A 23,786-nucleotide genomic window follows, 5' to 3' on the forward strand; every position below is an offset into this window, starting at 1 on the left:
GCCCGAACAATGACTGATTCAAAATTAGATGAGGTGCTGGTGCTGATCCCCGCACGCATGGCCTCCACCCGGCTTCCCGGCAAGCCGCTGGCCGATATTTGCGGTCTGCCAATGATCGTGCAGGTGGCGAAACGAGCACAGGAAGCGGCGATTGGCCGGGTGGTTATTGCCGTCGACGACCAGCAGGTGTTCGATGCTGTCGCCGCCGCCGGCTTTGAAGTGGTCATGACACGCCAAGACCATCAGTCTGGCTCTGACCGCATTTTCGAGGCGCTGAACAAGGTCGATCCAGACGCGAAAGCCAAAATCGTCGTGAACGTCCAAGGCGACCTGCCGACGATCGAGCCGGAAACCGTGCGTGCGGCTTTACGTCCTCTCGAGAACGAGGCCGTCGATATTGGAACTCTGACGACCGAAATCGACAACGAGGAAGACAAGACCGCGCCGCACATTGTGAAAGTCGTCGGTTCACCGCTCTCCGCCAGCCGTCTGCGTGCGCTTTACTTCACCCGCACGACCGCGCCTTACGGCAAAGGGCCGCTCTATCACCATATCGGGCTCTATGCCTACCGACGCGCGGCACTCGAGCGTTTTGTCTCGCTTGGCCCATCGACGCTGGAAAAGCGCGAATCGTTGGAGCAGTTGCGGGCACTCGAAGCCGGCATGCGCATCGATGTCGAGATCGTTGACACGGTTCCGCTTGGTGTCGATACTCCGGCCGACCTCGAAAAGGCGCGGCGCATTCTCTCCGCAAAGGCCAACTGACGGATTTTCCTCATGAACATCAAGACCAACAGGATCGCCTTCCAGGGCGAATTCGGCGCCAATTCCGACATGGCGAGCCGCGACATGTTTCCGACCATGGAACCGTTACCCTGCCAGACCTTCGAGGATGCCTTCACGGCGGTCGACAATGGTGACGCCGATATCGGTATGATCCCGATCGAAAACACGATCGCCGGGCGTGTGGCTGACATCCATCACCTCCTGCCGGAATCGCGCCTGCACATTATCGGCGAATATTTCATGCCGATCCGCTTTCAGCTCATGGTTCTGCCGGGCGTGACGAAGGACGAGATCCGCACTGTGCACAGCCATATCCATGCGCTCGGTCAGTGCCGCAAGATCGTGCGCGCCAATGGCTGGAAGCCTGTGATCGCCGGCGACACGGCAGGGGCCGCCAAGCTCGTCAAGGAAACCGGCGACCGCTCGATGGCGGCGCTCGCGCCGCGCCTTGCCGCCGACCTCTACGGCCTCGATATCATCGCCGAGAATGTCGAGGATACGGAAAACAATGTGACGCGCTTCGTTGTACTGTCACGTGATGAGGAATGGGCAGAACGCGCTGCCAGTGACGAAAAGATCGTCACCACCTTCGTCTTCAACGTCCGCAATATTCCGGCAGCGCTCTACAAGGCGCTCGGCGGTTTTGCGACGAACAACATCAACATGACGAAGCTCGAAAGCTATCAGCTCGGCGGCAAGTTCGTGGCGACGCAGTTCTACGCTGATATCGAGGGCCACCCGAACGACGCGCATGTGCGACGGGCACTGGAGGAACTGCGTTTCTTCTCCGAGAAGGTGCGCATCCTCGGCGTCTACAAGGGCCATGCAATGCGGGGACTTCTGTAAGGATTACCCAAAGCCTCTCCGACAACTGACCGGAGAGGCCTTATGCATACCTTGATTTATTTATCCGGCTCACAAACACGCAAGCGATGCCCGTCCGGATCCAGCACGACGAAGGTCGGACCGAAGTCGAGTTCGGTCAGATCCTGAGCGAAGGGCAGGCCACGGCCCCGCCAGTCTTCGTAATGCCTGGCGACGGCATTTTCTCCATCGACCATGAAGGCGACCTCACCGCGGTTACCGATGGCCGAGGGTTGCGGTTCGACGCTGCTGCGGCGCCAGAGGCCGAGGGTGAAGCCGCCATCGAGCGGAAAGGCGACGAAATTCGGCGCCTCCACCGCCGGCTCGCGGCTCAGAATATTGCGATAGAAGGCGGCGCTTTCAGCGGGGTCCTTGACATAGAGGATAATAAGATTGGGGCTGGCCATTTCAGTTCTCCACTGGGTTGAAAGATGCCCGGCCGAGATCTGCTGCCATTTTATGGCAGCAGATCTCCGATTGCAGCGCTGCAGACAGCGCCGCTTTCGTTACCGGGAGGAATATCAATGAGGCCGGCGTGCGGCCTTAACGGAAGAGATCGTCGCCGACGCGCCAGTCCTGTCCGTCCATGATGCCGAGATCGCGCTTGTGCCAGTGCGGCATCGTCTCGAGATCAAGGCGCGGACGGCGTGCTGACGCTCCTGTGAACCTGTCGGCAAACAAGCGCACCAGACGCGAACGAAGGGTTTTTCCGGCTTTGACTGAAGTACGACGGCCGGCATATTGAACGACTTGAGGCATTCCCATGATCAGTACTCCTTCCTGCTGGACTGGTACTGACAATAGCGCATCCTGCTGACAGTTTATGGCAGTAGCGTTAGTGCTCGATCGGAGTATCCTGGGTGTCCCGCCATTCCTTCAGGAGAACGGTGCGACGACGCGGATACCGCGTGTCATGGATCGTCATGTCGATGATACGATCGGTGCGGAAATGACGGAAATCCTGGCGTAGTTCGCACCAGGCCATTATGATGCGCACATGCTCGAAATAGCCGAGCGCGAAAGGCCAGACACGGCGGCGGGAGACACGCCCCTGTTCGTCGCCATAATGCAGTTCAAGGATGCGCTCCAGGCGGATTGCCTTGCGGATGGCCGAAACATCCGCCTTATCCTCATCCTGCCGTTTGCGGCCGACAAAAAGTGTAGCCGAATCGACCATATCGCGCATGTCGGGCGGCAGCACGGCGGCGATCTTCGCCAGCGCATCAGCGCCGGCATTGGCCAGGCGCGGCTCGGCGGCGCGCGCCACCCAACGCGAGCCAAGCACCAGTGCTTCCAGCTCCTCCTCGGAAAACATCATCGGCGGCAACATGAAGCCGGGTTTCAGCACATAGCCTATGCCGGCCTCGCCCTCGATCATGGCGCCTTGCGCCTGAAGGCTCGCAATATCGCGGTAGAGCGTGCGAAGGCTGACACCGGTTTCTTCGGCCAATACGGTGCCGGTGACCGGCCGCCGATAGCGCCGGAGCGTCTGAAGCAGGGTCAGCAGCCGTTCTGAGCGGGCGACCATGATTATGCCCTCATGCAGACAGGCCGGACCGGCTGACGATCATCCGTGCTCTCCGACCTTTTGTTCAGCGTTTCCACTCGACCCAATCGCGCATCAGGCGATGGGCAATCGCACCCTTCGGCGGCGGCGCCTTGCCGTTGGCGCCAGGACGCTCCAGCATTTCGATGGTTTCTTCGCGGGTGAACCAGCGGCAATCCTCAAGCTCAGCCTCATCGCGGTGGATATCGCACGACTTCGCCTCGGCATAACAGCCGATCATCAGCGAATGCGGCATCGGCCAGGGCTGGGAGGCATGATAACGGATACGGCCGGTCTTGATGCCGGATTCTTCCAGCGTTTCACGGCGAACGGCATTTTCGATCGTCTCGCCGGGCTCCAGGAAGCCCGCCAGACAGGAGTACATGCCGGGCGCGAAATGCGGGCTGCGGCCGAGCAGGCAAAGATCACGCTCCTCATCGATCGTCAGCATGATGACGACGGGATCGGTGCGCGGGAAGATCATGTGCTCGCAGGCCGTGCAGACCCGCTTGTAGCCGCCGATGCGGATTTCCATGACGGAGCCGCAGCGGCCGCAAAACTGGTTGTCACCGTTCCAGCGGATGAGGCTTGCTGCCTGGGAGAACTCGCCGAGCAGCATCTCGTCGACGAGCTCGTCACGGAAGAGCGAGCGTCCGTCGACCGGCTTGTACTGGCTCGCCATATCCTCGACATCGATGCCGACGGGCACGGCAAGGCGCGGCTCGCCGGTTTTGCGATAGCCGAGCAGCACGGTTTCGTCCCAATTCGGTTTCAGCTCCTGCAGCTCGTAGCGTGCGAAGAGCGGATCGAGCACCTGGCCATCGTGCTTGAGCACCAACTTGTCCTTGGCGAAGGCGAAAATATGCGTGCCTTCGCGGGCGAGCGCCTTTTCGACAGAGCCTTCATCGCGATGTTCGCTGTCGCGGTGCAGGTCGTTTGCGGCAAAGGCGGTGAGATTGCTGGGTTCCGGATGCGGCAGGTCCGAATCGAAAAGCGAATGACTCATGGTGAAAGGGCTTCCCGCAGCTTAGCTATGAATTCGTCTCTTGCTGCGTCCTTGTAAGGCTCGGCCTTGCCGAAACCCCAGACAGGACCCGGCCAGTTCGCGTCACCTTCAGAACGCGCAATGACATGAACATGAAGCTGGCGGACGATATTGCCAAGAGCCCCGACATTGATTTTCGTGGCACCGGTAACCTTCTTGAGTGCTGCGGAGACGAGCTCGATCTCGAAGGTCAGCAGCACCTGATCGAGCGGCGTCAGCTCGAAGATCTCTGTAATATCCGCCCGGCGCGGCACCAGGATCAGCCAGGGCCAGCGAGCATCCTTCGATAGCCTGACGTCACACAGGCCAGTCAGCAGGATACTGGTACTGTCGTTTTCGAGCCTGGGGTCGAGCACGAAATCGCTCAAAGGCATTCTCCTCATGTTTTCCAATGGACTAGCAGTTTTTTCGGAGCTTGGCTTGCTTTTGATGAGGAATTTGCCGATATGTGCATCCGGGAGGTTGGTGGTGGACGAGCCACTCGCCAACCGGGTCAGGTCCGGAAGGAAGCAGCCCTAACGAGCCCGGCACGGGTCATCGTGCCAGCCTCCCACCTTCTCTTCCAAGAAGCCCGGCCTTCCGGGCGCAAGCAGGGCGATGAGCGACACCGAGCGACAATCACAAGATGCCGCCTCGACGGGCACCGGATACCGGGTGCTGGCACGCAAATACCGCCCCAAGGATTTCACGGACCTGATGGTCGGCCAGGAGCCGATGGTCCGTACGCTCACCAACGCCTTCGAGACCGGTCGCATCGCGCAGGCCTATATGCTGACCGGCGTTCGCGGCGTGGGCAAGACGACGACGGCGCGCATTCTGGCCCGCGCCTTGAACTACAAGACGGCTGAGATCGACAAGCCGACGATCGACCTTCGCGTGCCGGGCGAACATTGCCAGGCGATCATGGAAGGCCGCCATGTCGACGTGATCGAGATGGACGCTGCCTCGCATACCGGCATCGACGATATCAGAGAGATTATCGAGCAGGTGCGCTACCGGCCGGTTTCTGCCCGCTTCAAGGTCTATATCATCGACGAAGTGCACATGCTTTCGACGCAAGCCTTCAACGGGTTGTTGAAGACGCTCGAGGAGCCGCCGGAGCATGTGAAATTCATCTTCGCGACGACGGAAATCCGCAAGGTTCCGATCACCGTTCTCTCGCGCTGCCAGCGCTTCGACCTGCGCCGCATCAGCGCTTCCGATCTCGTCGGCCTGTTTTCGACCATCGCCGCCAAGGAAGGCATCGAGGCGGAACCGGATGCGCTGGCGATGATCGCGCGCGCTGCGGAAGGCTCTGCCCGTGACGGCCTGTCGCTGATGGACCAGGCGATCGCGCATGGCGGCGGCGTGGTGCAAGCCGAGGCCGTGCGCGGCATGCTCGGCCTTGCCGACCGCGCCCGCATCGTCGACCTCTTCCAGCATATCGTGCGCGGCGATGTCGCAAGCGCCCTCAATGAATTCCAGAGCCAGTACGAAGCGGGCGCCAACCCGGTCGTGGTGCTGACGGATCTCGCCGACTTCACGCATCTGGTGACGCGGCTGAAATATGTGCCCGATGCCGCAAACGACCCATCGCTCAGCGAAGTGGAGCGCACCAAGGCTGCGGAATTTGCGCAAGGTGTCGCGGTTACCACGCTCTCGCGCATCTGGCAGATGCTGCTGAAGGGCATTCCAGAGACGGAAAACTCTTCGCGCACGGCGGGTGCAGCCGAGATGGTGCTGATCCGGCTCGCGCATGCAGCACATCTGCCGGCACCTGAGGATGCGGCGCGGCGGCTTGCGGAATTTTCCAACGAAAACGGTGCACCACGCCCGTCCTCGCCTGTGCCTTCGGGCAATGGCGGCGGCACGCGCGTGCCCTACCAGACGAATGTGACGGCACGGGCTCCCGAGCCCGCCCCACGGCCACAGCCCTCGGGGCCAACCGCCATGCTGCGCGCCGTGCCCAATCTGGAGCCGCAGAGTATCGGCCGCGTCGAGACGAAGCCGGCGGAAGCGCCGAAGCCGCTCGTGCCGGTCAGTTCGATTAGCGATATCGTTGATCTCGCTGCTGAAAAACGCGACGTCAAACTCAAGGCATTGGTGCGTAACTTCGTGCGGCCCGTACGGATCGAGCCTGGCCGTCTGGACGTAAACCTCACCGAGGGCGCACCCGGCACGCTGCTCAACGAGCTTGCCGTCAAGCTCAAGGAATGGACAGGCATCCACTGGATCGTCAGCACCAGCCGCGAAGAAGGCGGGCCGACGATGGTGGAGGCGGAAGCTAAGGCGCAGGAACAGCGCGTCAGCGATGCGCGTCAGGACCCTGATGTCGCGGCAATTCTTGCCCAGTTTCCGGGTGCCAAGATCATCGACGTACGCGTGCGGGCGCCGACGCCGGAGGAAGAGGCGGAGGAGGTCAACCCGCCTGCCGCCGCCGAATCCGAAGAAGGCGATATCCTGCCCGGCGACGACATAGAATTCTAGTTTCAAGAAGGAGAAGACGATGCGCGACATCATGGGCATGATGGGCAAAGTCAAGGAAATGCAGGCCAAGATGGAGCAGATGCAGGCGGAAATCGCCGAGCTGACCGCCGAAGGCAAGGCAGGCGGCGGGCTCGTCACCGTTATCATCTCCGGCAAAGGCGAATTGAAGAGCCTGAAGATCGACCCTTCCCTCTTCAAGGAAGACGATGTCGAGATCCTCGAAGACCTGATCGTTGCCGCCCACAAGGATGCCAAGGACAAAGCGGAAGCCATCGCTGCCGAAAAGACCAAGGCGCTGACGGCCGGCCTGCCGATCCCGCCCGGTTTCAAGCTGCCTTTCTGATTTCGTCGACTGGTCCGGTAATGACTGGCCCCGGAAGAAGAGACGGGAGATGATGACCTTGACGACGCTGCTGGTTTTCGCCGGCGCTCTTTTCATTGCCGCCGGCACACCCGGACCGAGCGTTGCGGCGCTTGTCGCCCGGGTCATCTCGAAAGGCACGCGCGACGTGCTGCCTTTCCTGTTCGGCATGTGGGCCGGGGATGCGATCTGGCTGACCTGCGCCATTGCCGGCCTCTCGGCGATCGCCGAAAGTTTCTACCACGTCTTCGTCGTCATTAAATGGTTGGGCGTGCTCTATCTTCTTTATCTCGCCTGGCGGATGTGGTTCGCCAAAGCCGAGGTCGAGGAAGAAGAGTTGCCGCAGGAACGTTCGCGTGGTCGGATGTTTCTGACCGGCCTAGCGATTGCGCTCGGCAATCCGAAGATCATGATGTTCTATGTGGCCCTTCTGCCGTCGATCATCGACATTCCCTCGGTATCGCTTGCCGGTTGGGCCGAACTCGTCGTCACGCTGTTCGTCGTTCTGGCTGTCGTCGATTTCAGCTGGATGTTCCTCGCCGCAAAGGCGCGCGGTTTCCTGAAAAGCCGGCGTGCGGTGCGGATCGCCAACCGGGTGAGCGCGGGAACGATGGCGGGGGCTGCCGTCACGATCGCCATGCGCTGAGTTATGGCTGTTCTTCCAGTTCGGCTCGCAGCTTGTAGTGAACAGGCGCCGCCAGATAGCGGTTGCGATCTGCGGCGGAAAGCTGGCGCCCGAAGGTTTCCATCATTTCCGGCATGGTCACTGTGGCGCCGGAAAAGGGCCTATATTCGACCGACATTCCAGCTTCCACGATTCCCTTTGATATCACGCGGCAATAGATGCCGGGGCGTGCCGCCCTGGTGTAGCGCTTGACGAATTTCGGATCGTTCATCCTGGCAGCGAACGTGGCGCAAGGGATGCGGCAGGATGTGACTTCGAGGATCAGTTCGCCGGCGATAAAGCGGTCGCCGACCGAGACATCGCGGTTATCAAGCCCTTCGATGACGAGATTCTCGCCGAAGGTGCCGGGCTCGACAGGGTGGCCGAGTTCGTTCGCCCACCAGTCGAGGCTGACCGAACCCTCCAGATAGACAGCCTGATCGACGCCGCCGTGATGTTTCCTGTTGCAGATCGCATCGCCCACGAGGCCTTCGGCATCGATCATGACGCCGCCGGCGACGGCATGTTTGAAGATACCGGTCTTGTAGCTCTTGCCGGGTAGGCGTTCTGCTGCACCCTTGCAGACTGCGAGGATTTTCATCGGTCTGGCGATCCTTCGGCGATTCCGTTTTCGTTCCATATCAGTTAAGAACGGCGCATGGCAAAGCGAGTCACCGGCCCCGAAATCGAAAAACTGATCCAGCTTCTGGCGAAAGTGCCGGGCCTCGGGCCGCGCTCGGCGCGGCGGGCGGCGCTGCATCTCATCAAGAAGAAGGATCAGCTTCTCGGTCCTCTCTCACATGCGATGGGCGAGGCCTATGACAAGGTGAAAATCTGCTCGCACTGCGGCAATGTCGATACGGTCGATCCCTGTACGGTCTGCACCGATGCGCAGCGCGACCAATCCGTGATCATTGTCGTCGAGGACGTCTCGGATCTCTGGGCGCTGGAGCGCGCGGGCGCACTGAACGCCGCATATCATGTGCTTGGCGGCACGCTCTCGCCGCTTGACGGCGTCGGCCCTGACGATCTCAATATCCGCGGGCTGATCAACCGCGTCGGCGAGGGCGGTATCAAGGAAATCATCATCGCTGTGAATGCGACCGTCGAAGGGCAGACGACAGCGCATTACATCACCGACCAGCTCGCAGATCTCAATGTGAAAATCACGCGGCTGGCGCATGGCGTGCCTGTGGGGGGCGAGCTCGACTATCTCGACGAGGGTACGCTGACGGCTGCGCTTCGAGCGCGCACAGCAATTTAGGGGGATATATGAACTTCTTCGGCCGGCTTCTTTCAACAGGCGCCGCCCTGCTGGCGCTTTCCTCCATCCCCTCTTACGCCGCACCTTCGAAAGCCGATGTCGAAGCGCAATTCGAAAAATGGGTGCAGGCCGATCTCTGGCCGGAAGCGAAAAAGAACGGCATTTCGGAGAAGACCTTCCGCGCGGCCTTTTCAGGCGTTGAACTGGATTGGACCCTGACCGATCTTGCCCCTCCCGGCTTTCCGCCGCCGAAGGAGCAGAGGCAAACTCAGGCCGAGTTTTCCTCACCAGGCCCCTATTTCAACGAGGATCGGCTGAAGCGGCTTGCGATGACCGGGCGCGGCTTTGCCTCACAATATGCCTCGACGCTCCGCCGCATTGAAAAGACCTATGGCGTGCCGGGCTCGATCGTGCTGGCAATCTGGGGACGCGAGACCGGCTTCGGCGCGGCGAAGATCCCGAATTCCGCCGTCGAGATTCTGGCGACCAAGGCCTTCATGTCGACGCGCAAGGAGATGTTCCGCATGGAGCTGATCGCTGCGCTGCATATTCTCGACGGCGGTGACGTAACACCTGCCGATTTCAAGGGATCGTCGGCAGGCGCGCTCGGCCAACCGCAGTTCATGCCGACGAGCTACCTGAAATATGCCGTCGATTTCGACGGCGACGGTCACCGCAATATCTGGACCTCGGTTCCCGACACGCTCGCCTCGATTGCCAATTTCCTCGTGAAAAAGGGCTGGCAGCGCGACCGCGACTGGGGCTTCGAAGTGACGATCCCCGACCCAGTCTCCTGCGCGCAGGAAGGGCCTGATCTTGCCAAGCCGCTCTCCCACTGGGGGTCGCTCGGCATCAAACGTATTTCCGGCAAGGGTTTTCCATCCGGCGAGTTGAAAGCGCAAGGCATGATGCTGGTGCCTGCGGGGCGTGATGGGCCGGAATTCATCGTCACGCCGAACTTCTATATCATCAAGGAATACAACAACTCCGACCTCTATGCCCTCTATATCGGCAATCTTGCCGACCGCATCGCCTCCGGTTCCGGTTCCTTCCAGGGGCAATGGGGCGATGTAGGCAAGATGCTGCGCTCGGATGTCGCCGCCATGCAGCGCGCACTGGAACGGCAGGGGTACGATGTCGGCGGTTCGGATGGATTGCCCGGCTACAAGACACGGCGCGCGATCGGCCAGTGGCAGGAAAAGAACGGCATGAAACCGACTTGCTTTCCCGAGGCATCGATGAAGGGCAAGCTCAAGTAAGAGGCGTGCGCGCCAGGCGGATGCTTTACAGGTTGCGCTTCAACCCCTCATGGCTCGTCACGAAACCGAGCTTTTCATAAAACCGGATCGAATCCGCACGCGTCTTGTCGGATGTGAGTTGCACGAGACCGCAACCACGTTCCGCGCAGCGGGCGATCGCCCATTCGATGAATTGCGAGCCCAACCCGGAGCCGCGATGGCTCTTCGCAATGCGCACGCTTTCGATCTGGCCCCGCCACATGCCCGTTCGCGAAAGGCCGGGAAGAAAGCTCAGCTGCAAGCAGCCGACGACCCTGTCTGTCTCGTCGATTGCAACAGCCAGCAACTGGTTGGGATCTGCCTCGATTGCGGCGAAGGCTGCGAGATAGCGTATATCGACGGGATCCGAGACGACCTCCCGTGTGCTGCCGAGATCATCATCGGCGAGCAGCCGGATGATGTCGGCGAGATCGGATTGTCGTGCGCTTCGGAAGACGTGCATGGCTGACCTCAATGGTGCAGATCGATCGGTGCCTTGTGGAAGACGTCATCGACGGGCGGAATGGCCTGCCGTTCGATCATGCGATGAACGTTCGGCAGGCCCTCGCCGCAGTGCAGGGCGCGAAGCCGGTCGGTATTTTCGGCATCGGCCTGCGTTCGGCGCTGGTTGTGCCTGATATATTCGACCCAGGTCGGCGTGTGATAGGTTTCCGTCCAGAGGCCGGGATTTTCGAGATCGCGCATCAGAGCCCAGTTGCGGGCGCCATCGCGGATGCGGATGCGGCGGCGTTCAACCATCAGCGTCATGAATTCGGCCAAGTCGCTATCGGCGATCTGGTAAGCGACCTGGATGACGATCGGGCCGCTGCGCGGCGTGATATCGAGACCGAGCGCGGGCTCGATAAAGCGGTTCAGCGGATCGAGATTGAGCGAGGCGAAAGCCGGCATGGAAAAGCGCAGGCCGATCACGACTCCAAGCAGCAGGACCGCAGCCGACATCAGCAGTGCATTCGAAAGACCATACCGGTCGGCGGCAACACCCCAGAGCCAGCTTCCACCGGCAATACCGCCGAAGGTGACGGTCTGGTAAAGCGACAAAGCGCGGCCGACCACCCAGCGCGGCGTCGAAAGCTGGACGATGATGTTGAAGAGCGAAAGCGCCGAAACCCAGCAGGCACCGGCTACAAGCAACCCGGCCGAGGTGAGCACGGCACTTGGGCTGAGAGCTGCGATCACGGCGCTGAGTGCAAAGCCTGTAAAGGCCAAGCGGATGATCGTCTCGCTGGAGAACATCTCGCGCAGACTGGTGCTCAGTATGGCACCACCGATCGCGCCGACGCCGAAGGCGCCGAGCATGAAGCCATAGGTCAGCGGCCCGCCAGAGACGAGATCGAGCGCGACGACCGGCAGCAGCGCCTGGATAGAACTTGCACCGATACCGAATACCAGCCCTCTGAGGAGGATCTTTTCGAGGTTGGGCGACATGGAGACATAACGCATGCCGGCAAAAATGGCGCTGCCAAGTGTTTCGCGCGGCAGCGTCGACGCAGGCGTGCTGGGCCGCCAGCGAAACAGCACATAGAGGAGCGCAATGTAGCTCAGCGCGTTCACTGCAAAGGCCGCAGCGGCACCGGCAGCCGCCACGATGGCGCCACCGATCGCCGGACCGACACTGCGGGTAATGTTGAAGCCCATACTGTTCAGCGTAACCGCGCCCGGCAAATCGGCGCGCGGCACCATGTCGCCAACAGAGGCCTGCCAGGAGGGATTGTTGAGCGCCGTGCCGCAGCCGATGAGAAACGTAAAGAAGAGCAGCAGTGCGGGGGTAATCCAGCCGAGAATGGCGCAAGCCGTCAACACGATCGAGACCACGAACATCGCGGATTGCGCCGTCAGCATGATCCGGCGCCGGTCATAATTGTCGGCGAGAGCGCCCGAGATCAGCGAGAACAGCATGATCGGCAGCGCCGTCGAGGTCTGGACCAGCGCAACCATGTCCTCGGACGAGGTGATGACCGTCATCATCCAGGCGGCACCGACAGCCTGAATCAGGCCACCGAAGTTCGAGGCGAGGCTTGCAAACCAGATGGTGCGGTAGGTCTCATGCCGCAAAGGCGCAAATGTCGAAGACGTATAGGCCACGCTTCCCCCCCGCTTTTATCGTTGTGCCTCAATAGCAATATATGCGGAAGATTAGTGCTCGCCATAGGTTAGCTCGCACTTGCAGGGGCGGAGGAGGCGGAATCGGCGTCGACCTTGCAATTTCCAAAAAACGGGACTATATGGCACTCAAATTCTTGATCGTTCGATGAAGAGTGGGCCGCAAGGACCCGCTCTTTTTTATTAGCGCGATCACCCCGAATGCCAGAAATCGCAGGGAGCGCACCGCTTGTCGGATCTGACAAACGCAGACAATCAACATGAGCCGCGGCTGATTACCGAGACCGGGCTTGACCAGCGTCTTGCCGACATTATCGAACCCGTACTCGTCGACATCGGCTTCCGCCTCATTCGCGTTCGCATGCTCAACCAGAATGGCATGACGATGCAGGTCATGGCCGAGAAGAACGATGGCACGATGAGCGTCGAAGACTGCGAGCAGGTCTCCATGGCGATTTCTCCGGTGCTCGATGTGGAAGATCCGATCGATAAAGAGTATCATCTAGAAGTGTCTTCGCCGGGTATCGACCGCCCTCTGGTGCGGAAATCCGATTTTACTCGCTGGCAGGGCCACCTCGTAAAGTGCGAAACGTCGATCATGATCGGCAATCGCAAACGCTTCCGCGGCAAGATCGTCGAAGCGGACGCCGACGGGTTTACGATCGAACGCGATCAGGTTGCCTATGGCGAGGAGCAGAAGGTCGTCATCCCCTTCACTGCGCTCAGCGATGCCAAACTCATTCTGACCGACGATCTGATCCGGGATGCACTGCGCGCCGACAAGCTGGCAAAGGCGCAGGCTGCGAACCAGAACGAAGCGGACGACGAAGAATAACCGATCAACGCAAGCTCCAGGGACGGGAACCCGGGTAGTCAAGGACGGAGAAACACAACAATGGCAGTCAGTGCAAACCGGCTCGAACTTCTGCAGATCGCAGATGCTGTGGCGCGCGAAAAGGTCATCGACCGCGAGATCGTGCTTGCCGCGATGGCCGATGCCATCCAGAAGGCGGCGCGTTCCCGTTACGGTACCGAATCCAATATCCGCGCCGACATCAACCCGAAGACCGGCGAAATCCGTCTTCAGCGCCTGCTCGAAGTCGTCGAGAAGGCCGAAGATTATTCCACGCAGATCCCGCTGGAACTGGCCCGCGACCGCAATCCGGACGCCGCCATTGGCGACTTCATCGCCGATCCGCTGCCGCCGATGGATTTCGGCCGCATCGCCGCACAGTCGGCCAAGCAGGTTATCGTGCAGAAGGTGCGCGAAGCCGAGCGTGACCGCCAGTTCGACGAATTCAAGGATCGTGTCGGCGAAATCGTCAACGGAACGGTCAAGCGCGTCGAATATGGCAATGTCATCGTCGACCTCGGCCGCGGTGAAGGCATCATCCGCCGTGACGAAATGATCCCGCGCGAGAATGTTCGCTATGGCGATCGCGTCCGTGCGTACGTATATGATGTCCGTCGCGAGCAGCGCGGCCCGCAGATCTTCCTGTCGCGCACGCATCCGCAGTTCATGGTGAAGCTCTTCACCATGGAAGTGCCGGAAATTTACGACGGCATCATCCAGGTGAAGTCGGTTGCCCGCGACCCGGGTTCGCGCGCCAAGATCGCCGTGATCTCGAACGACTCTTCGATCGATCCGGTCGGCGCCTGCGTCGGTATGCGTGGTTCGCGCGTCCAGGCCGTCGTCGGCGAGCTCCAGGGCGAGAAGATCGACATCATTCCCTGGTCGCAGGACCCGGCGACCTTCGTCGTCAATGCCCTGCAGCCGGCCGAAGTCGCAAAGGTCGTTCTCGACGAAGATGCTGAACGCATCGAAGTGGTCGTTCCGGATGAGCAGCTTTCGCTCGCCATCGGCCGCCGCGGCCAGAACGTCCGTCTGGCTTCGCAGCTGACGGGCTGGGACATCGACATCATGACGGAAGCCGAAGAGTCCGAGCGCCGTCAGAAGGAATTCAACGAGCGCACCAACCTCTTCATGGACGCGCTCGATGTCGACGAGATGGTCGGCCAGGTTCTGGCTTCGGAAGGCTTCGCCGCTGTTGAGGAACTGGCTTATGTCGATCTCGACGAAATCTCGTCGATCGACGGTTTCGACGAAGACACCGCGCAGGAAATCCAGACCCGCGCCCGCGAATTCCTCGAGAAGCTCGAGGCGGAAATGGACGAGAAGCGCAAGGCTCTCGGCGTTGCCGACGAGCTGCGCCAGATCGACGGCATAACTGCCCAGATGATGGTCGCGCTCGGCGAAGACGGTATTAAGACGATCGAGGACTTCGCAGGCTGCGCGGCCGACGATCTCGTTGGCTGGACCGAACGCAAGAATGGCGAAACGAAGAAGTTCGAGGGCCTGTTCTCGAAGTTCGACATTTCGCGCGTAGAAGCCGAACAGATGGTTGTGCAGGCCCGCCTGCTCGCCGGCTGGATTACTGAAGAAGACCTTGCGAAGGACGCTGAGGCTGTCGAAGCCGATGCGACCGAGCAGGACGCATAATGACACTGACGCCGGACACATCTCCTGAGGACGATGATCTTGCAGGTTACGACGTGAACGGCCGCATGTGCATCGCAACACGCGAAAGCGGATCGCCGGATGAGCTGATCCGCTTCGTGGCCGCCCCTGACGGGACGGTGGTGCCGGATCTGAAGCGCACGCTGCCGGGACGCGGCTGCTGGGTGAAGATCGACCGGTCGCTGGTCGAGAGGGCGGTGGCGAAGAAGCTCTTCGCCCGCGCTCTCAAGGCCGATGTCAAGGCAGCCGACGACCTCGCCGAGCGGGTGGAGCGGCTGTTTCTGCAGCAGCTTCTGCAGATGATGAATATGGCGCGCAAGGCGGGCCAGCTCGTCACTGGCTCGGCCAAGGTGGATGCCGCAATACGCAGCGGGGCTGCGCTTGCAGTGTTCCATTCGACGGATGCAGCCGCCGATGGCGTGAGGAAAATAGACCAGGCTCGCAAGGCCTGGCACCTCGGAATGGAAACCGAGGAAGAAATACCTTCCTTCCGTCTCTTCTCGGAGAGCGAAATGGAAGGGGTGATGGGCCAGAATGCTTTTATCCATGCCGCAGTGCTTGCAGGGCAGGCGGGTGAAGGTGTAGTGAAGCGCGCAAAGATGCTCGAACAGTACCGTAACGGCGGTCAGTCCCGGGCACCGGGCGGCGCTGGCCAGCAAAAACAATGATGCGGTCACCGGCGGAAGCCGGCCGCAATATCATTGATCGATTGTATGTGATTGACAGGGTCTGATGGCTTCATCGTTCCCTGTCCGAAGGAACGGGAACGAATGACCGATAGCAACGACGACAAGACAATCAGCGCAACGGGGAAGAAAACCCTCACCCTGAAACCATCAGGAATGAGCCAGGGTACCGTTCGCCAGGATATGGGTCGCGGTCGCACCAAGGCGGTCGTCGTCGAGACCCGCAAGCGGCGCCCGATGCGCCCTGAAGACGAAAAGCCGATGACACCTGCTCCCGTAGCTCCGGTGCGCACGCCTGAACCGGCGCCGGCGCCTGTGCAGGCGCGCCCGCAGCAGTCGGCTCCGGCCCCGCGCATTCAACAGCCTGGTGGCCAGAACAACCAGCGCCCGCAGCAGACAAGCCAGCGTCCGCAGCAATCCTACCAGCCGCAGCGTCAGCAGGATCGTCCACGTCCCGTGGTGCTGAACCACCTTTCGCCTGAGGAAATGGATGCCCGTCGCCGCGCGCTTGCCGATGCGCAAGCCCGTGACGCGCAGGACGCCATCCGTCGTGCTGAGGAAGAAAAGCGCCGCGCGGCAGAAGAGGCCGTACGCCAGGCCGCCGAAGCGGAGGAAGCCAAGCTGCGCGCCGCAGAAGAGGCCGTACGCCAGGCGGAGGCCGCAGCAGCAGCCCTGGCCGAACCACCTGCCGCTCCTGCAGTGGAAGCACGTGTTGAAACTCCTCGTCCGCAGCAGCCGGCAGCCGCGCCGGCCGCTCGCCGTCCGGAAACCGCTCCGTCGCCCTCAACCGCCCGGCCTGCGCCAGGCGCACCGGCAGGTGTGCGTGGTCGCCGTAATGAAGGCGAAGAGGAAGACCGCGGTGCTTCGCGCAGCGGTCCGGTCCGTGGCCGCCCGGTTCGTCCGGAGCCCGCAAAGCCGGTGACAACCCGCCCGAAGAGCGAGGAAGACCGCCGCCGCGGCAAGCTGACCGTTACCACCGCAAACGTCGATGACGACGGCAATGCACGCGGGCGTTCGCTTTCGGCCATGCGCCGCCGGCAGGAAAAGTTCCGCCGCAGCCAGATGCAGGAGACGCGCGAGAAGATCACCCGCGAGGTCGTACTGCCCGAAACCATCACCATTCAGGAACTGTCGCAGCGCATGTCTGAACGTGCCGTTGACGTCATCAAGTACCTGATGAAGGAAGGCCAGATGATGAAGCCGGGCGACGTCATCGACGCCGACCTCGCTGAACTCATTGCCGGTGAATTCGGCCATACGGTCAGGCGCGTATCCGAATCCGACGTCGAACTCGGCATCTTCAATGTGTCCGACGAGCAGGGCGAACTGGTTTCGCGCCCGCCTGTCGTCACCATCATGGGCCACGTCGACCACGGCAAGACCTCGCTGCTCGACGCTATCCGCCATGCCAACGTGGTCTCCGGCGAAGCCGGTGGCATCACGCAGCATATCGGCGCCTATCAGGTGGAACAGAACGGCCAGAAGATCACCTTCATCGATACTCCCGGCCACGCAGCCTTTACGGCGATGCGTGCCCGCGGTGCGCAGGCTACCGATATCGCGATCCTTGTGGTCGCGGCTGACGATAGCGTGATGCCGCAGACGATCGAATCCATCAACCACGCCAAGGCGGCCGGTGTTCCGATCATCGTGGCGATCAACAAGGTCGACAAGCACGAGGCCGATCCGCAGAAGGTTCGCAACCAGCTTCTGCAGCACGAAGTCTTCGTAGAATCCATGGGCGGTGAAGTGCTCGACGTCGAAGTTTCGGCCAAGACCGGCAAGAACCTCGATAAGCTGCTCGAAGCGATCCTGCTGCAGGCCGAAATTCTCGACCTTAAGGCCAATCCGAACAGGACGGCTGAAGGTACTGTCATCGAAGCCCAGCTCGACCGCGGTCGTGGTGCGGTTGCGACAGTGCTTGTCCAGAAGGGCACACTGCGTCCGGGTCAGATCATCGTTGCCGGTGACGTCTGGGGCCGCGTGCGCGCCCTGGTCACCGATAAGGGCGACCATGTGAAGGAAGCCAGTCCCGCGACCCCGGTCGAGGTTCTCGGTCTTTCCGGCACGCCGCAGGCAGGTGACAAGTTTGCCGTCGTCGAGAATGAAAGCCGCGCCCGCGAAATCTCGGAGTATCGTCAGCGTCTCGCCCGCGACAAGGCGGCTGCCCGCCTGTCGGGACAGCGCGGTTCGCTGGAACAGATGATGACGCAGCTCCAGAGCACCGGCGTGAAGGAATTCCCGCTGGTCATCAAGGGCGACGTGCAGGGCTCGATCGAAGCGATTGCCGGCGCATTGGACAAGCTCGGTACCGACGAGGTTCGTGCCCGCATCGTTCATTCGGGCGCAGGCGGTATCACCGAGTCCGACATCTCGCTTGCCGAAGCATCGAACGCTGCCATCATCGGCTTCAACGTGCGTGCGAATGCGCAGGCACGCCAGTTCGCCGAACGTGAGGGGATCGAGATCCGCTACTACAACATCATCTACGACCTCGTGGATGACGTGAAGGCAGCGATGTCGGGTCTTCTTTCGCCGGAACGTCGCGAGACCTTCATCGGCAATGCCGAGATCCTGGAGGTGTTCAACATCACCAAGGTCGGCAAGGTCGCGGGTTGCCGCGTCGTCGAAGGCAAGGTCGAGCGTGGCGCGGGTGTCCGCCTCATCCGCGACAACGTCGTCGTGCACGAAGGCAAGCTCAAGACCCTCAAGCGCTTCAAGGACGAAGTCTCTGAAGTACCGATGGGCCAGGAGTGCGGTATGGCCTTCGAGAACTACGAAGACATGCGTGTCGGCGACGTCATCGAGTGCTTCCGCGTCGAGCACATCACGCGCACGCTCTGATCGGGCGACGATTGAAATCTTGGACGGGCGCCGGATCATCCAGTCCGGCGCCCGATCCTTTTGGGATAAAGAACAATGGCAACAAGACCCACATCCTCGGCACCGTCGCAGCGCATGCTGCGCGTCGGCGAGCAGGTTCGCGCAGCAATCACCCAGGTGCTGCAGCGTGGCGAAGTGCGCGACGACATCATCGAGGCGACCGTGATCTCGATCTCCGAAGTGCGCATGTCGCCCGACCTCAAGATCGCGACGGCCTATGTGACGCCGCTCGGCGTTTCCGACCATACGATCGTCATCGACGCGTTGAACCGCAATGCGAAGTTCATCCGCGGCCGGCTCGGACCGCAGCTACGGCAGATGAAATACATGCCGGAAGTGCGCTTCCGCGACGATACCAGCTTCGACAATTACAAGAAGATCGACGACCTGCTGCGCTCGCCCGAAGTGAGCCGCGATCTCGACAATGACGACGAATAACAGAAGAAACTGATGTCCAAACCACGCAAACCCAAGGGCCGCCCGATTTCCGGTTGGCTGATCCTCGACAAGCCGGTGGATTTCGGCTCGACGGAAGCCGTTTCCAAGATCAAGTGGCTCTTCAAGGCGCAGAAGTGCGGCCATGCAGGCACACTCGATCCATTGGCATCGGGCATGCTGCCGATCGCGCTCGGCGATGCCACCAAGACCGTTCCCTACGTGATGGACGGCCGCAAGATTTACGAGTTCACGGTGAGCTGGGGTGAGGAACGGGCGACAGACGACCTCGAGGGCGAGGTTACGCAGAACTCCGACAAGCGCCCGAGCGAACAGCAGATCCTCGATATCCTGCCGAAATATATCGGCACGATCAGCCAGGTTCCGCCGCAGTTTTCCGCGATCAAGATCGCCGGCGAACGCGCCTACGATCTGGCGCGCGACGGCGAGGCGGTCGAGATCCCCTCGCGTGAGGTCGAGGTTCATCGTCTGACGCTTCTCGCCTGCCCGGATGCCAACATGGCGCATTTCGAGGTGGAATGCGGCAAGGGCACTTATGTGCGGGCGCTTGCCCGCGATTTCGGCCGCGAACTCGGCTGCTACGGCCATATTTCCGGCCTGCGCAGAACTTTCGTAGCGCCCTTCGCCGAAGAGACGATGGTGCCGCTTGCAAAGCTCACCGCGCTCGAAGAGATCGACGACATGGACGAGCGCCTTGCCGCCCTCGACGCCCTGCTGATCGACACCTGCGAGGCGCTGTCGAGCCTGCCGCACCTTGTTGTCAGCGATGATCAGGCGCACCGGCTGAAAATGGGCAACCCTATCCTGGTGCGCGGTCGCGATGCGCCGGTTGCCGAAAGCGAGGCCTACGCGACGGCCCGCGGCCGCCTGATCGCGATCGGCGAGATTGGGCAGGGCGAATTCCGGCCGAAGCGCGTTTTCGCCTGACAGTTGCAAATAGCGGCATTGCCAGAAATAGGCGATGCGATATGTTTCCCGGCGGGCCATAACGGCCCGTCATAGGGGGACGAATATGCGCAAAATCGCTTTGGGAATACTGACGTTCTTTTCGTTGTTTCTCACGGTTACGATCGCTCAATCTGGCGAGCGCTGGGCCGAACTTCCGGCCTTTCCTTCCATGTCGGCGCCGAAGGCGAGCGGCATGGCAGAAGTCAACGACATCAGGATGTATTACGCCGAATATGGCGAGGGCGACCCGATCCTCTTCATCCACGGCGGGCTTGGAAATGCCGATGTCTGGGGCCATCAGGTCGCCGATTTCGCCAAGGATCACCTTGTCATTGTCGCTGACAGCCGCGGGCATGGGCGCTCGACGCGCAGCCAGCAGCCCTTCGGCTATGATCTGATGACATCGGATTATGTAGCACTTCTCGACTATCTGAAAATCGACAAGGTGACGCTGGTCGGCTGGTCAGACGGCGGCATCATCGGCATCGACATGGCGATGAAACATCCGGAGAAGCTCACGCGCGTCATCGCCCAGGCGGCAAATGTCACGACCGACGGCGTGAAGTCCGACGTCATGAGCAACAAGACCTTCAACGACTACATCAATGTCGCCGGCGAATATTACAAAAAGCTGTCGCCGACGCCGAACGAATACGACGCCTTCGTCAAACAAATCTCGGAAATGTGGGCGACACAGCCTGCCTGGACGGCAGCGGATCTCGGAAAGATCACGGTGCCGATCACGCTCGCCATCGGCGATCATGACGAGGCCGTAAAGCTCGACCATACAGAGATGATGGCGAAGGAAATTCCAGGCGCAAAACTCGTCATCCTGAAGGATGCCAGCCATTTCGCCATGCTGCAGGATCCCGAAGGATACGACGCGATGATCCGGGACGCCATGGCGGGGCGCTGAAACCGCTACTGGTGCCCCTCTTTCCAACGCTGCTTATTTGGTTTATAGGCAGCGCCAGCATCAGGGTATCCCCGATTGCATTCGCGGCCAAGGCTGGACGACATCCCGGCTTTTGGCGACTTAAACTCCTCTCAACGAAAGGATTGTCCGATGTCGATCACTGCTGAGCGCAAGGCTGCGCTGATCAAGGAATATGCGACCACCGAGGGCGACACTGGTTCGCCGGAAGTACAGGTTGCGATCCTCACCGAGCGCATCAACAACCTGACCGAACACTTCAAGGACCACAAGAAGGATAACCATTCCCGCCGTGGTCTGCTGACGCTCGTTTCCAGCCGCCGCTCGCTTCTTGACTATCTCAAGAAGAAGGACGAAGGCCGCTACACCAAGCTGATCAACGGCCTGGGTATCCGCCGCTAATGATTTTTCGGCGGGCGAAGCGCTTCGCCCGCCGATTGTTTTTCCGGGAGTGCGTCTCCCGATGACATTTTCCAGGCGCGCGCTATCTGTGTGAATGGAAAGACGGCAGTTCCGGATGGGCCGGATCTGCCAAACCAACCGTTGACCTGTCATGGGGCAGGATTGCCGGATGCTTTCGGCCAGAGTTTCACAAGAGCTTTGGCCCGATTTCCCGAGGGAAATCGTCCGCTCGAAGCTTCCCGTTGTCTTGCCCGTGATGCGTCACACTGATTGTGGTCGACGCTATGCTGCTCCTCACGGAGACGGCGCGTTGGCTGCATTGAAGGACAGGACATGTTCGATACACATAAAGTGGAAATCGAGTGGGCAGGCCGCCCGCTCAAGCTTGAGACCGGCAAGATCGCCCGTCAGGCTGACGGCGCTGTACTCGCCACCTACGGCGAAACCGTGGTTCTCGCGACCGTCGTTTCCGCCAAGGCGCCGAAGCCCGGCCAGGACTTCTTCCCGCTGACGGTCAACTATCAGGAAAAGACCTATGCAGCCGGCAAGATCCCCGGCGGCTATTTCAAGCGCGAAGGTCGCCCGAGCGAAAACGAAACCCTCGTTTCCCGCCTGATCGACCGCCCGATCCGTCCGCTCTTCCCGGAAGGCTACAAGAACGACACGCAGGTCGTCGTCACCGTCATCCAACACGACCTCGAGAACAACCCGGACATCCTGTCCATGGTTGCAACCTCCGCTGCGCTGACGCTATCAGGCGTTCCCTTCATGGGCCCGGTCGGCGGCGCACGCGTCGGCTACATCAATGGCGAATACGTTCTCAACCCGCATCTCGACGAGATGGATGAATCGAGCCTCGACCTCGTCGTCGCCGGCACTTACGATGCCGTCCTGATGGTCGAATCCGAAGCCAAGGAGCTTCCGGAAGACGTCATGCTCGGCGCCGTCATGTTCGGCCACAAGGGCTTCCAGCCGGTTCTCGACGCGATCATCAAGCTCGCTGAAGTTGCCGCCAAGGAACCGCGTGACTTCCAGCCGGAAGACTACTCCGCTCTCGAATCCGAAATGCTCGGCCTTGCCGAAGGTGAACTTCGCGAAGCCTACAAGATCACCCAGAAGGCCGACCGCTACGCCGCCGTCGACGCCGTCAAGGCGAAGGTGAAGGCGCACTTCCTCCCGGAAGAGGGCGAAGCCCGCTACACGGCCGAAGAAGTTGGCGCGATCTTCAAGCACCTGCAGGCCAAGATCGTCCGCTGGAACATCCTCGACACCAAGAGCCGCATCGATGGTCGCGACCTCGAAACCGTTCGTCCGATCGTATCCGAAGTCGGCCTTCTGCCGCGCACGCATGGTTCGGCGCTCTTTACCCGCGGTGAAACGCAGGCGATCGTGGTTGCCACGCTCGGCACCGGCGAAGACGAGCAGTATGTCGACAGCCTGACGGGCATGTATAAGGAGCGCTTCCTGCTCCATTACAACTTCCCTCCCTACTCGGTTGGCGAAACCGGCCGCATGGGCTCCCCGGGTCGCCGTGAAATCGGTCATGGCAAGCTCGCATGGCGCGCAATTCGCCCGATGCTGCCTTCCGCCGAACAGTTCCCCTACACGCTGCGCGTCGTCTCCGAGATCACCGAGTCGAATGGCTCGTCCTCGATGGCTACCGTCTGCGGCACTTCGCTCGCTCTGATGGACGCAGGCGTTCCGCTTGCCAAGCCGGTTGCCGGTATCGCCATGGGCCTGATCCTCGAAGGCGATCGCTTCGCCGTCCTCTCCGACATTCTCGGTGACGAAGATCACCTCGGCGACATGGACTTCAAGGTGGCAGGTACTGCTGACGGCATCACCTCGCTGCAGATGGACATCAAGATCGCCGGTATCACCGAAGAGATCATGAAGGTCGCTCTTGGCCAGGCCCAGGGTGGTCGCGCCCACATTCTCGGCGAAATGGCGAAGGCCATCACCGAAAGCCGTGGCCAGCTCGGCGAATTCGCTCCGCGCATCGAAGTCATGAACATTCCGGTCGACAAGATCCGCGAAGTCATCGGCTCCGGCGGCAAGGTCATCCGCGAAATCGTCGAAAAGACCGGCGCGAAGATCAATATCGAGGACGACGGTACCGTCAAGATCGCCTCCTCCTCGGGCAAGGAAATCGAAGCGGCCCGCAAGTGGATCCACTCGATCGTCGCCGAGCCGGAAATCGGCCAGATCTACGAAGGCACTGTTGTCAAGACCGCCGATTTCGGCGCCTTCGTCAACTTCTTCGGCGCCCGTGACGGTCTCGTCCACATCTCGCAGCTTGCTTCCGAGCGTGTCGCGAAGACCCAGGACGTCGTCAAGGAAGGCGATAAGGTCTGGGTCAAGCTGCTCGGCTTCGACGAACGCGGCAAGGTTCGCCTGTCCATGAAGGTCGTCGACCAGGCCACCGGCCAGGAAATCCCGGCTGCTGAAAAGGGCGACAAGAAGAAGGATGAAGCGGCCGAATAAGCCGCGCCTTCTCCGCTGATATCCGGGCGCGGGACTGTTTCCGCGCCCTTTTTGTATTCGACCTTTGCGCAATTGCGGACG

The 23,786-nt window shown here is 60.9% G+C and carries 24 protein-coding genes and 1 other RNA gene; 17 read left to right on the forward strand and 8 right to left on the reverse strand.

What is annotated here, in order from left to right:
- Positions 1 to 9 precede the first annotated feature (9 nt).
- The gene (locus J2X71_RS05655; RefSeq protein WP_310379883.1) at positions 10 to 765 is read left to right on the forward strand and encodes a 3-deoxy-manno-octulosonate cytidylyltransferase; all 756 of its coding nucleotides are present in this window, start codon (positions 10 to 12) and stop codon (positions 763 to 765) included.
- A 12-nt stretch (positions 766 to 777) separates the two neighbouring features.
- A complete protein-coding gene (locus J2X71_RS05660) occupies positions 778 to 1,632 on the forward strand; it encodes a prephenate dehydratase (protein WP_310379885.1) in 855 nt (284 codons plus the stop codon).
- A 56-nt stretch (positions 1,633 to 1,688) separates the two neighbouring features.
- On the opposite strand, the gene J2X71_RS05665 is transcribed toward J2X71_RS05660, so the two are convergent.
- The 5 genes from J2X71_RS05665 to J2X71_RS05685 all read right to left on the reverse strand — a co-directional run bounded on the left by J2X71_RS05665 (position 1,689) and on the right by J2X71_RS05685 (position 4,609).
- A complete protein-coding gene (locus J2X71_RS05665) occupies positions 1,689 to 2,057 on the reverse strand; it encodes a VOC family protein (RefSeq protein WP_025669404.1) in 369 nt (122 codons plus the stop codon).
- 136 nt (positions 2,058 to 2,193) lie between these two features.
- Entirely contained in the window at positions 2,194 to 2,415 is a 222-nt protein-coding gene (locus J2X71_RS05670; RefSeq protein WP_310379888.1) for a hypothetical protein, read from the reverse strand.
- Between the two features lie 70 nt (positions 2,416 to 2,485).
- Positions 2,486 to 3,181 carry a YafY family protein gene (locus J2X71_RS05675; protein ID WP_310380103.1) on the reverse strand — a complete coding sequence of 232 codons (696 nt, stop codon included), beginning with the start codon at positions 3,179 to 3,181 and terminating at the stop codon, positions 2,486 to 2,488.
- Positions 3,182 to 3,242: 61 nt separating this feature from the next.
- A complete protein-coding gene (gene nudC, locus J2X71_RS05680; RefSeq protein WP_310379890.1) occupies positions 3,243 to 4,202 on the reverse strand; it encodes an NAD(+) diphosphatase in 960 nt (319 codons plus the stop codon).
- A complete protein-coding gene (locus tag J2X71_RS05685) occupies positions 4,199 to 4,609 on the reverse strand; it encodes an HIT family protein (RefSeq protein WP_310379892.1) in 411 nt (136 codons plus the stop codon). The genes nudC and J2X71_RS05685 overlap by 4 nt, the downstream gene beginning before the upstream one ends.
- A gap of 89 nt (positions 4,610 to 4,698) precedes the next feature.
- Here J2X71_RS05685 and ffs point away from each other — a divergent pair.
- The 4 genes from ffs (at position 4,699) to J2X71_RS05705 (ending at position 7,714) form a co-directional block, all read left to right on the forward strand.
- An RNA gene (gene ffs, locus J2X71_RS05690) (signal recognition particle sRNA small type) lies at positions 4,699 to 4,795 on the forward strand.
- Between the two features lie 43 nt (positions 4,796 to 4,838).
- Positions 4,839 to 6,707 carry a DNA polymerase III subunit gamma/tau gene (locus tag J2X71_RS05695; protein WP_310379894.1) on the forward strand — a complete coding sequence of 623 codons (1,869 nt, stop codon included), beginning with the start codon at positions 4,839 to 4,841 and terminating at the stop codon, positions 6,705 to 6,707.
- 19 nt (positions 6,708 to 6,726) lie between these two features.
- Positions 6,727 to 7,050, forward strand: coding sequence for a YbaB/EbfC family nucleoid-associated protein (locus tag J2X71_RS05700; protein ID WP_007813855.1), 324 nt, complete (start codon positions 6,727 to 6,729; stop codon positions 7,048 to 7,050).
- 52 nt (positions 7,051 to 7,102) lie between these two features.
- Complete coding sequence (locus J2X71_RS05705) at positions 7,103 to 7,714, forward strand: LysE family translocator (RefSeq protein WP_310380105.1); 612 nt, start codon at positions 7,103 to 7,105, stop codon at positions 7,712 to 7,714.
- 1 nt (position 7,715) lies between these two features.
- Here the strand turns inward: J2X71_RS05705 and J2X71_RS05710 are convergent, their stop codons facing one another.
- Complete coding sequence (locus tag J2X71_RS05710; protein WP_310379898.1) at positions 7,716 to 8,333, reverse strand: MOSC domain-containing protein; 618 nt, start codon at positions 8,331 to 8,333, stop codon at positions 7,716 to 7,718.
- A gap of 57 nt (positions 8,334 to 8,390) precedes the next feature.
- Between J2X71_RS05710 and recR the strand changes: the two genes are divergently transcribed.
- Positions 8,391 to 8,996 (forward strand): recombination mediator RecR, encoded by a 606-nt coding sequence (gene recR / locus J2X71_RS05715; RefSeq protein WP_310379900.1) that lies wholly within the window; start codon positions 8,391 to 8,393, stop codon positions 8,994 to 8,996.
- Between the two features lie 8 nt (positions 8,997 to 9,004).
- Positions 9,005 to 10,255, forward strand: coding sequence for a lytic murein transglycosylase (locus tag J2X71_RS05720; RefSeq protein WP_310379903.1), 1,251 nt, complete (start codon positions 9,005 to 9,007; stop codon positions 10,253 to 10,255).
- 25 nt (positions 10,256 to 10,280) lie between these two features.
- Here the strand turns inward: J2X71_RS05720 and J2X71_RS05725 are convergent, their stop codons facing one another.
- Positions 10,281 to 10,736, reverse strand: coding sequence for a GNAT family N-acetyltransferase (locus J2X71_RS05725; RefSeq protein ID WP_310379905.1), 456 nt, complete (start codon positions 10,734 to 10,736; stop codon positions 10,281 to 10,283).
- Positions 10,737 to 10,744: 8 nt separating this feature from the next.
- Entirely contained in the window at positions 10,745 to 12,376 is a 1,632-nt protein-coding gene (locus J2X71_RS05730) for an MFS transporter (RefSeq protein WP_310379907.1), read from the reverse strand.
- Between the two features lie 247 nt (positions 12,377 to 12,623).
- On the opposite strand from J2X71_RS05730, the gene rimP reads away from it, so the two are divergent.
- From rimP to pnp, 9 genes are all read left to right on the forward strand, one after another.
- Positions 12,624 to 13,229: a ribosome maturation factor RimP gene (rimP, locus tag J2X71_RS05735; RefSeq protein WP_007813842.1), complete on the forward strand. Its 606-nt coding sequence runs from the start codon at positions 12,624 to 12,626 to the stop codon at positions 13,227 to 13,229.
- 60 nt (positions 13,230 to 13,289) lie between these two features.
- Positions 13,290 to 14,894, forward strand: a complete 1,605-nt coding sequence (nusA, locus tag J2X71_RS05740) for a transcription termination factor NusA (protein ID WP_037100404.1) — start codon at positions 13,290 to 13,292, stop codon at positions 14,892 to 14,894.
- Complete coding sequence (locus J2X71_RS05745) at positions 14,894 to 15,580, forward strand: RNA-binding protein (RefSeq protein ID WP_113320488.1); 687 nt, start codon at positions 14,894 to 14,896, stop codon at positions 15,578 to 15,580. Before nusA ends, J2X71_RS05745 begins: the two co-directional genes overlap by 1 nt.
- 102 nt (positions 15,581 to 15,682) lie before the next feature.
- Positions 15,683 to 18,442: a translation initiation factor IF-2 gene (infB, locus tag J2X71_RS05750; RefSeq protein ID WP_310379914.1), complete on the forward strand. Its 2,760-nt coding sequence runs from the start codon at positions 15,683 to 15,685 to the stop codon at positions 18,440 to 18,442.
- A gap of 75 nt (positions 18,443 to 18,517) precedes the next feature.
- Complete coding sequence (rbfA, locus tag J2X71_RS05755; RefSeq protein WP_310379915.1) at positions 18,518 to 18,919, forward strand: 30S ribosome-binding factor RbfA; 402 nt, start codon at positions 18,518 to 18,520, stop codon at positions 18,917 to 18,919.
- Between the two features lie 12 nt (positions 18,920 to 18,931).
- The gene (gene truB, locus J2X71_RS05760) at positions 18,932 to 19,864 is read left to right on the forward strand and encodes a tRNA pseudouridine(55) synthase TruB (RefSeq protein ID WP_310379918.1); all 933 of its coding nucleotides are present in this window, start codon (positions 18,932 to 18,934) and stop codon (positions 19,862 to 19,864) included.
- 85 nt (positions 19,865 to 19,949) lie between these two features.
- Positions 19,950 to 20,801: an alpha/beta hydrolase gene (locus J2X71_RS05765; RefSeq protein ID WP_310379920.1), complete on the forward strand. Its 852-nt coding sequence runs from the start codon at positions 19,950 to 19,952 to the stop codon at positions 20,799 to 20,801.
- Between the two features lie 150 nt (positions 20,802 to 20,951).
- Positions 20,952 to 21,221, forward strand: coding sequence for a 30S ribosomal protein S15 (gene rpsO / locus J2X71_RS05770; protein WP_007817719.1), 270 nt, complete (start codon positions 20,952 to 20,954; stop codon positions 21,219 to 21,221).
- Between the two features lie 333 nt (positions 21,222 to 21,554).
- Positions 21,555 to 23,705 (forward strand): polyribonucleotide nucleotidyltransferase, encoded by a 2,151-nt coding sequence (gene pnp / locus J2X71_RS05775; RefSeq protein ID WP_007814154.1) that lies wholly within the window; start codon positions 21,555 to 21,557, stop codon positions 23,703 to 23,705.
- The last annotated feature ends 81 nt before the right edge of the window (positions 23,706 to 23,786 follow it).

This window comes from Rhizobium sp. 1399 (assembly GCF_031455475.1).
In the GTDB taxonomy this organism is placed as follows: Bacteria; Pseudomonadota; Alphaproteobacteria; order Rhizobiales; family Rhizobiaceae; genus Rhizobium.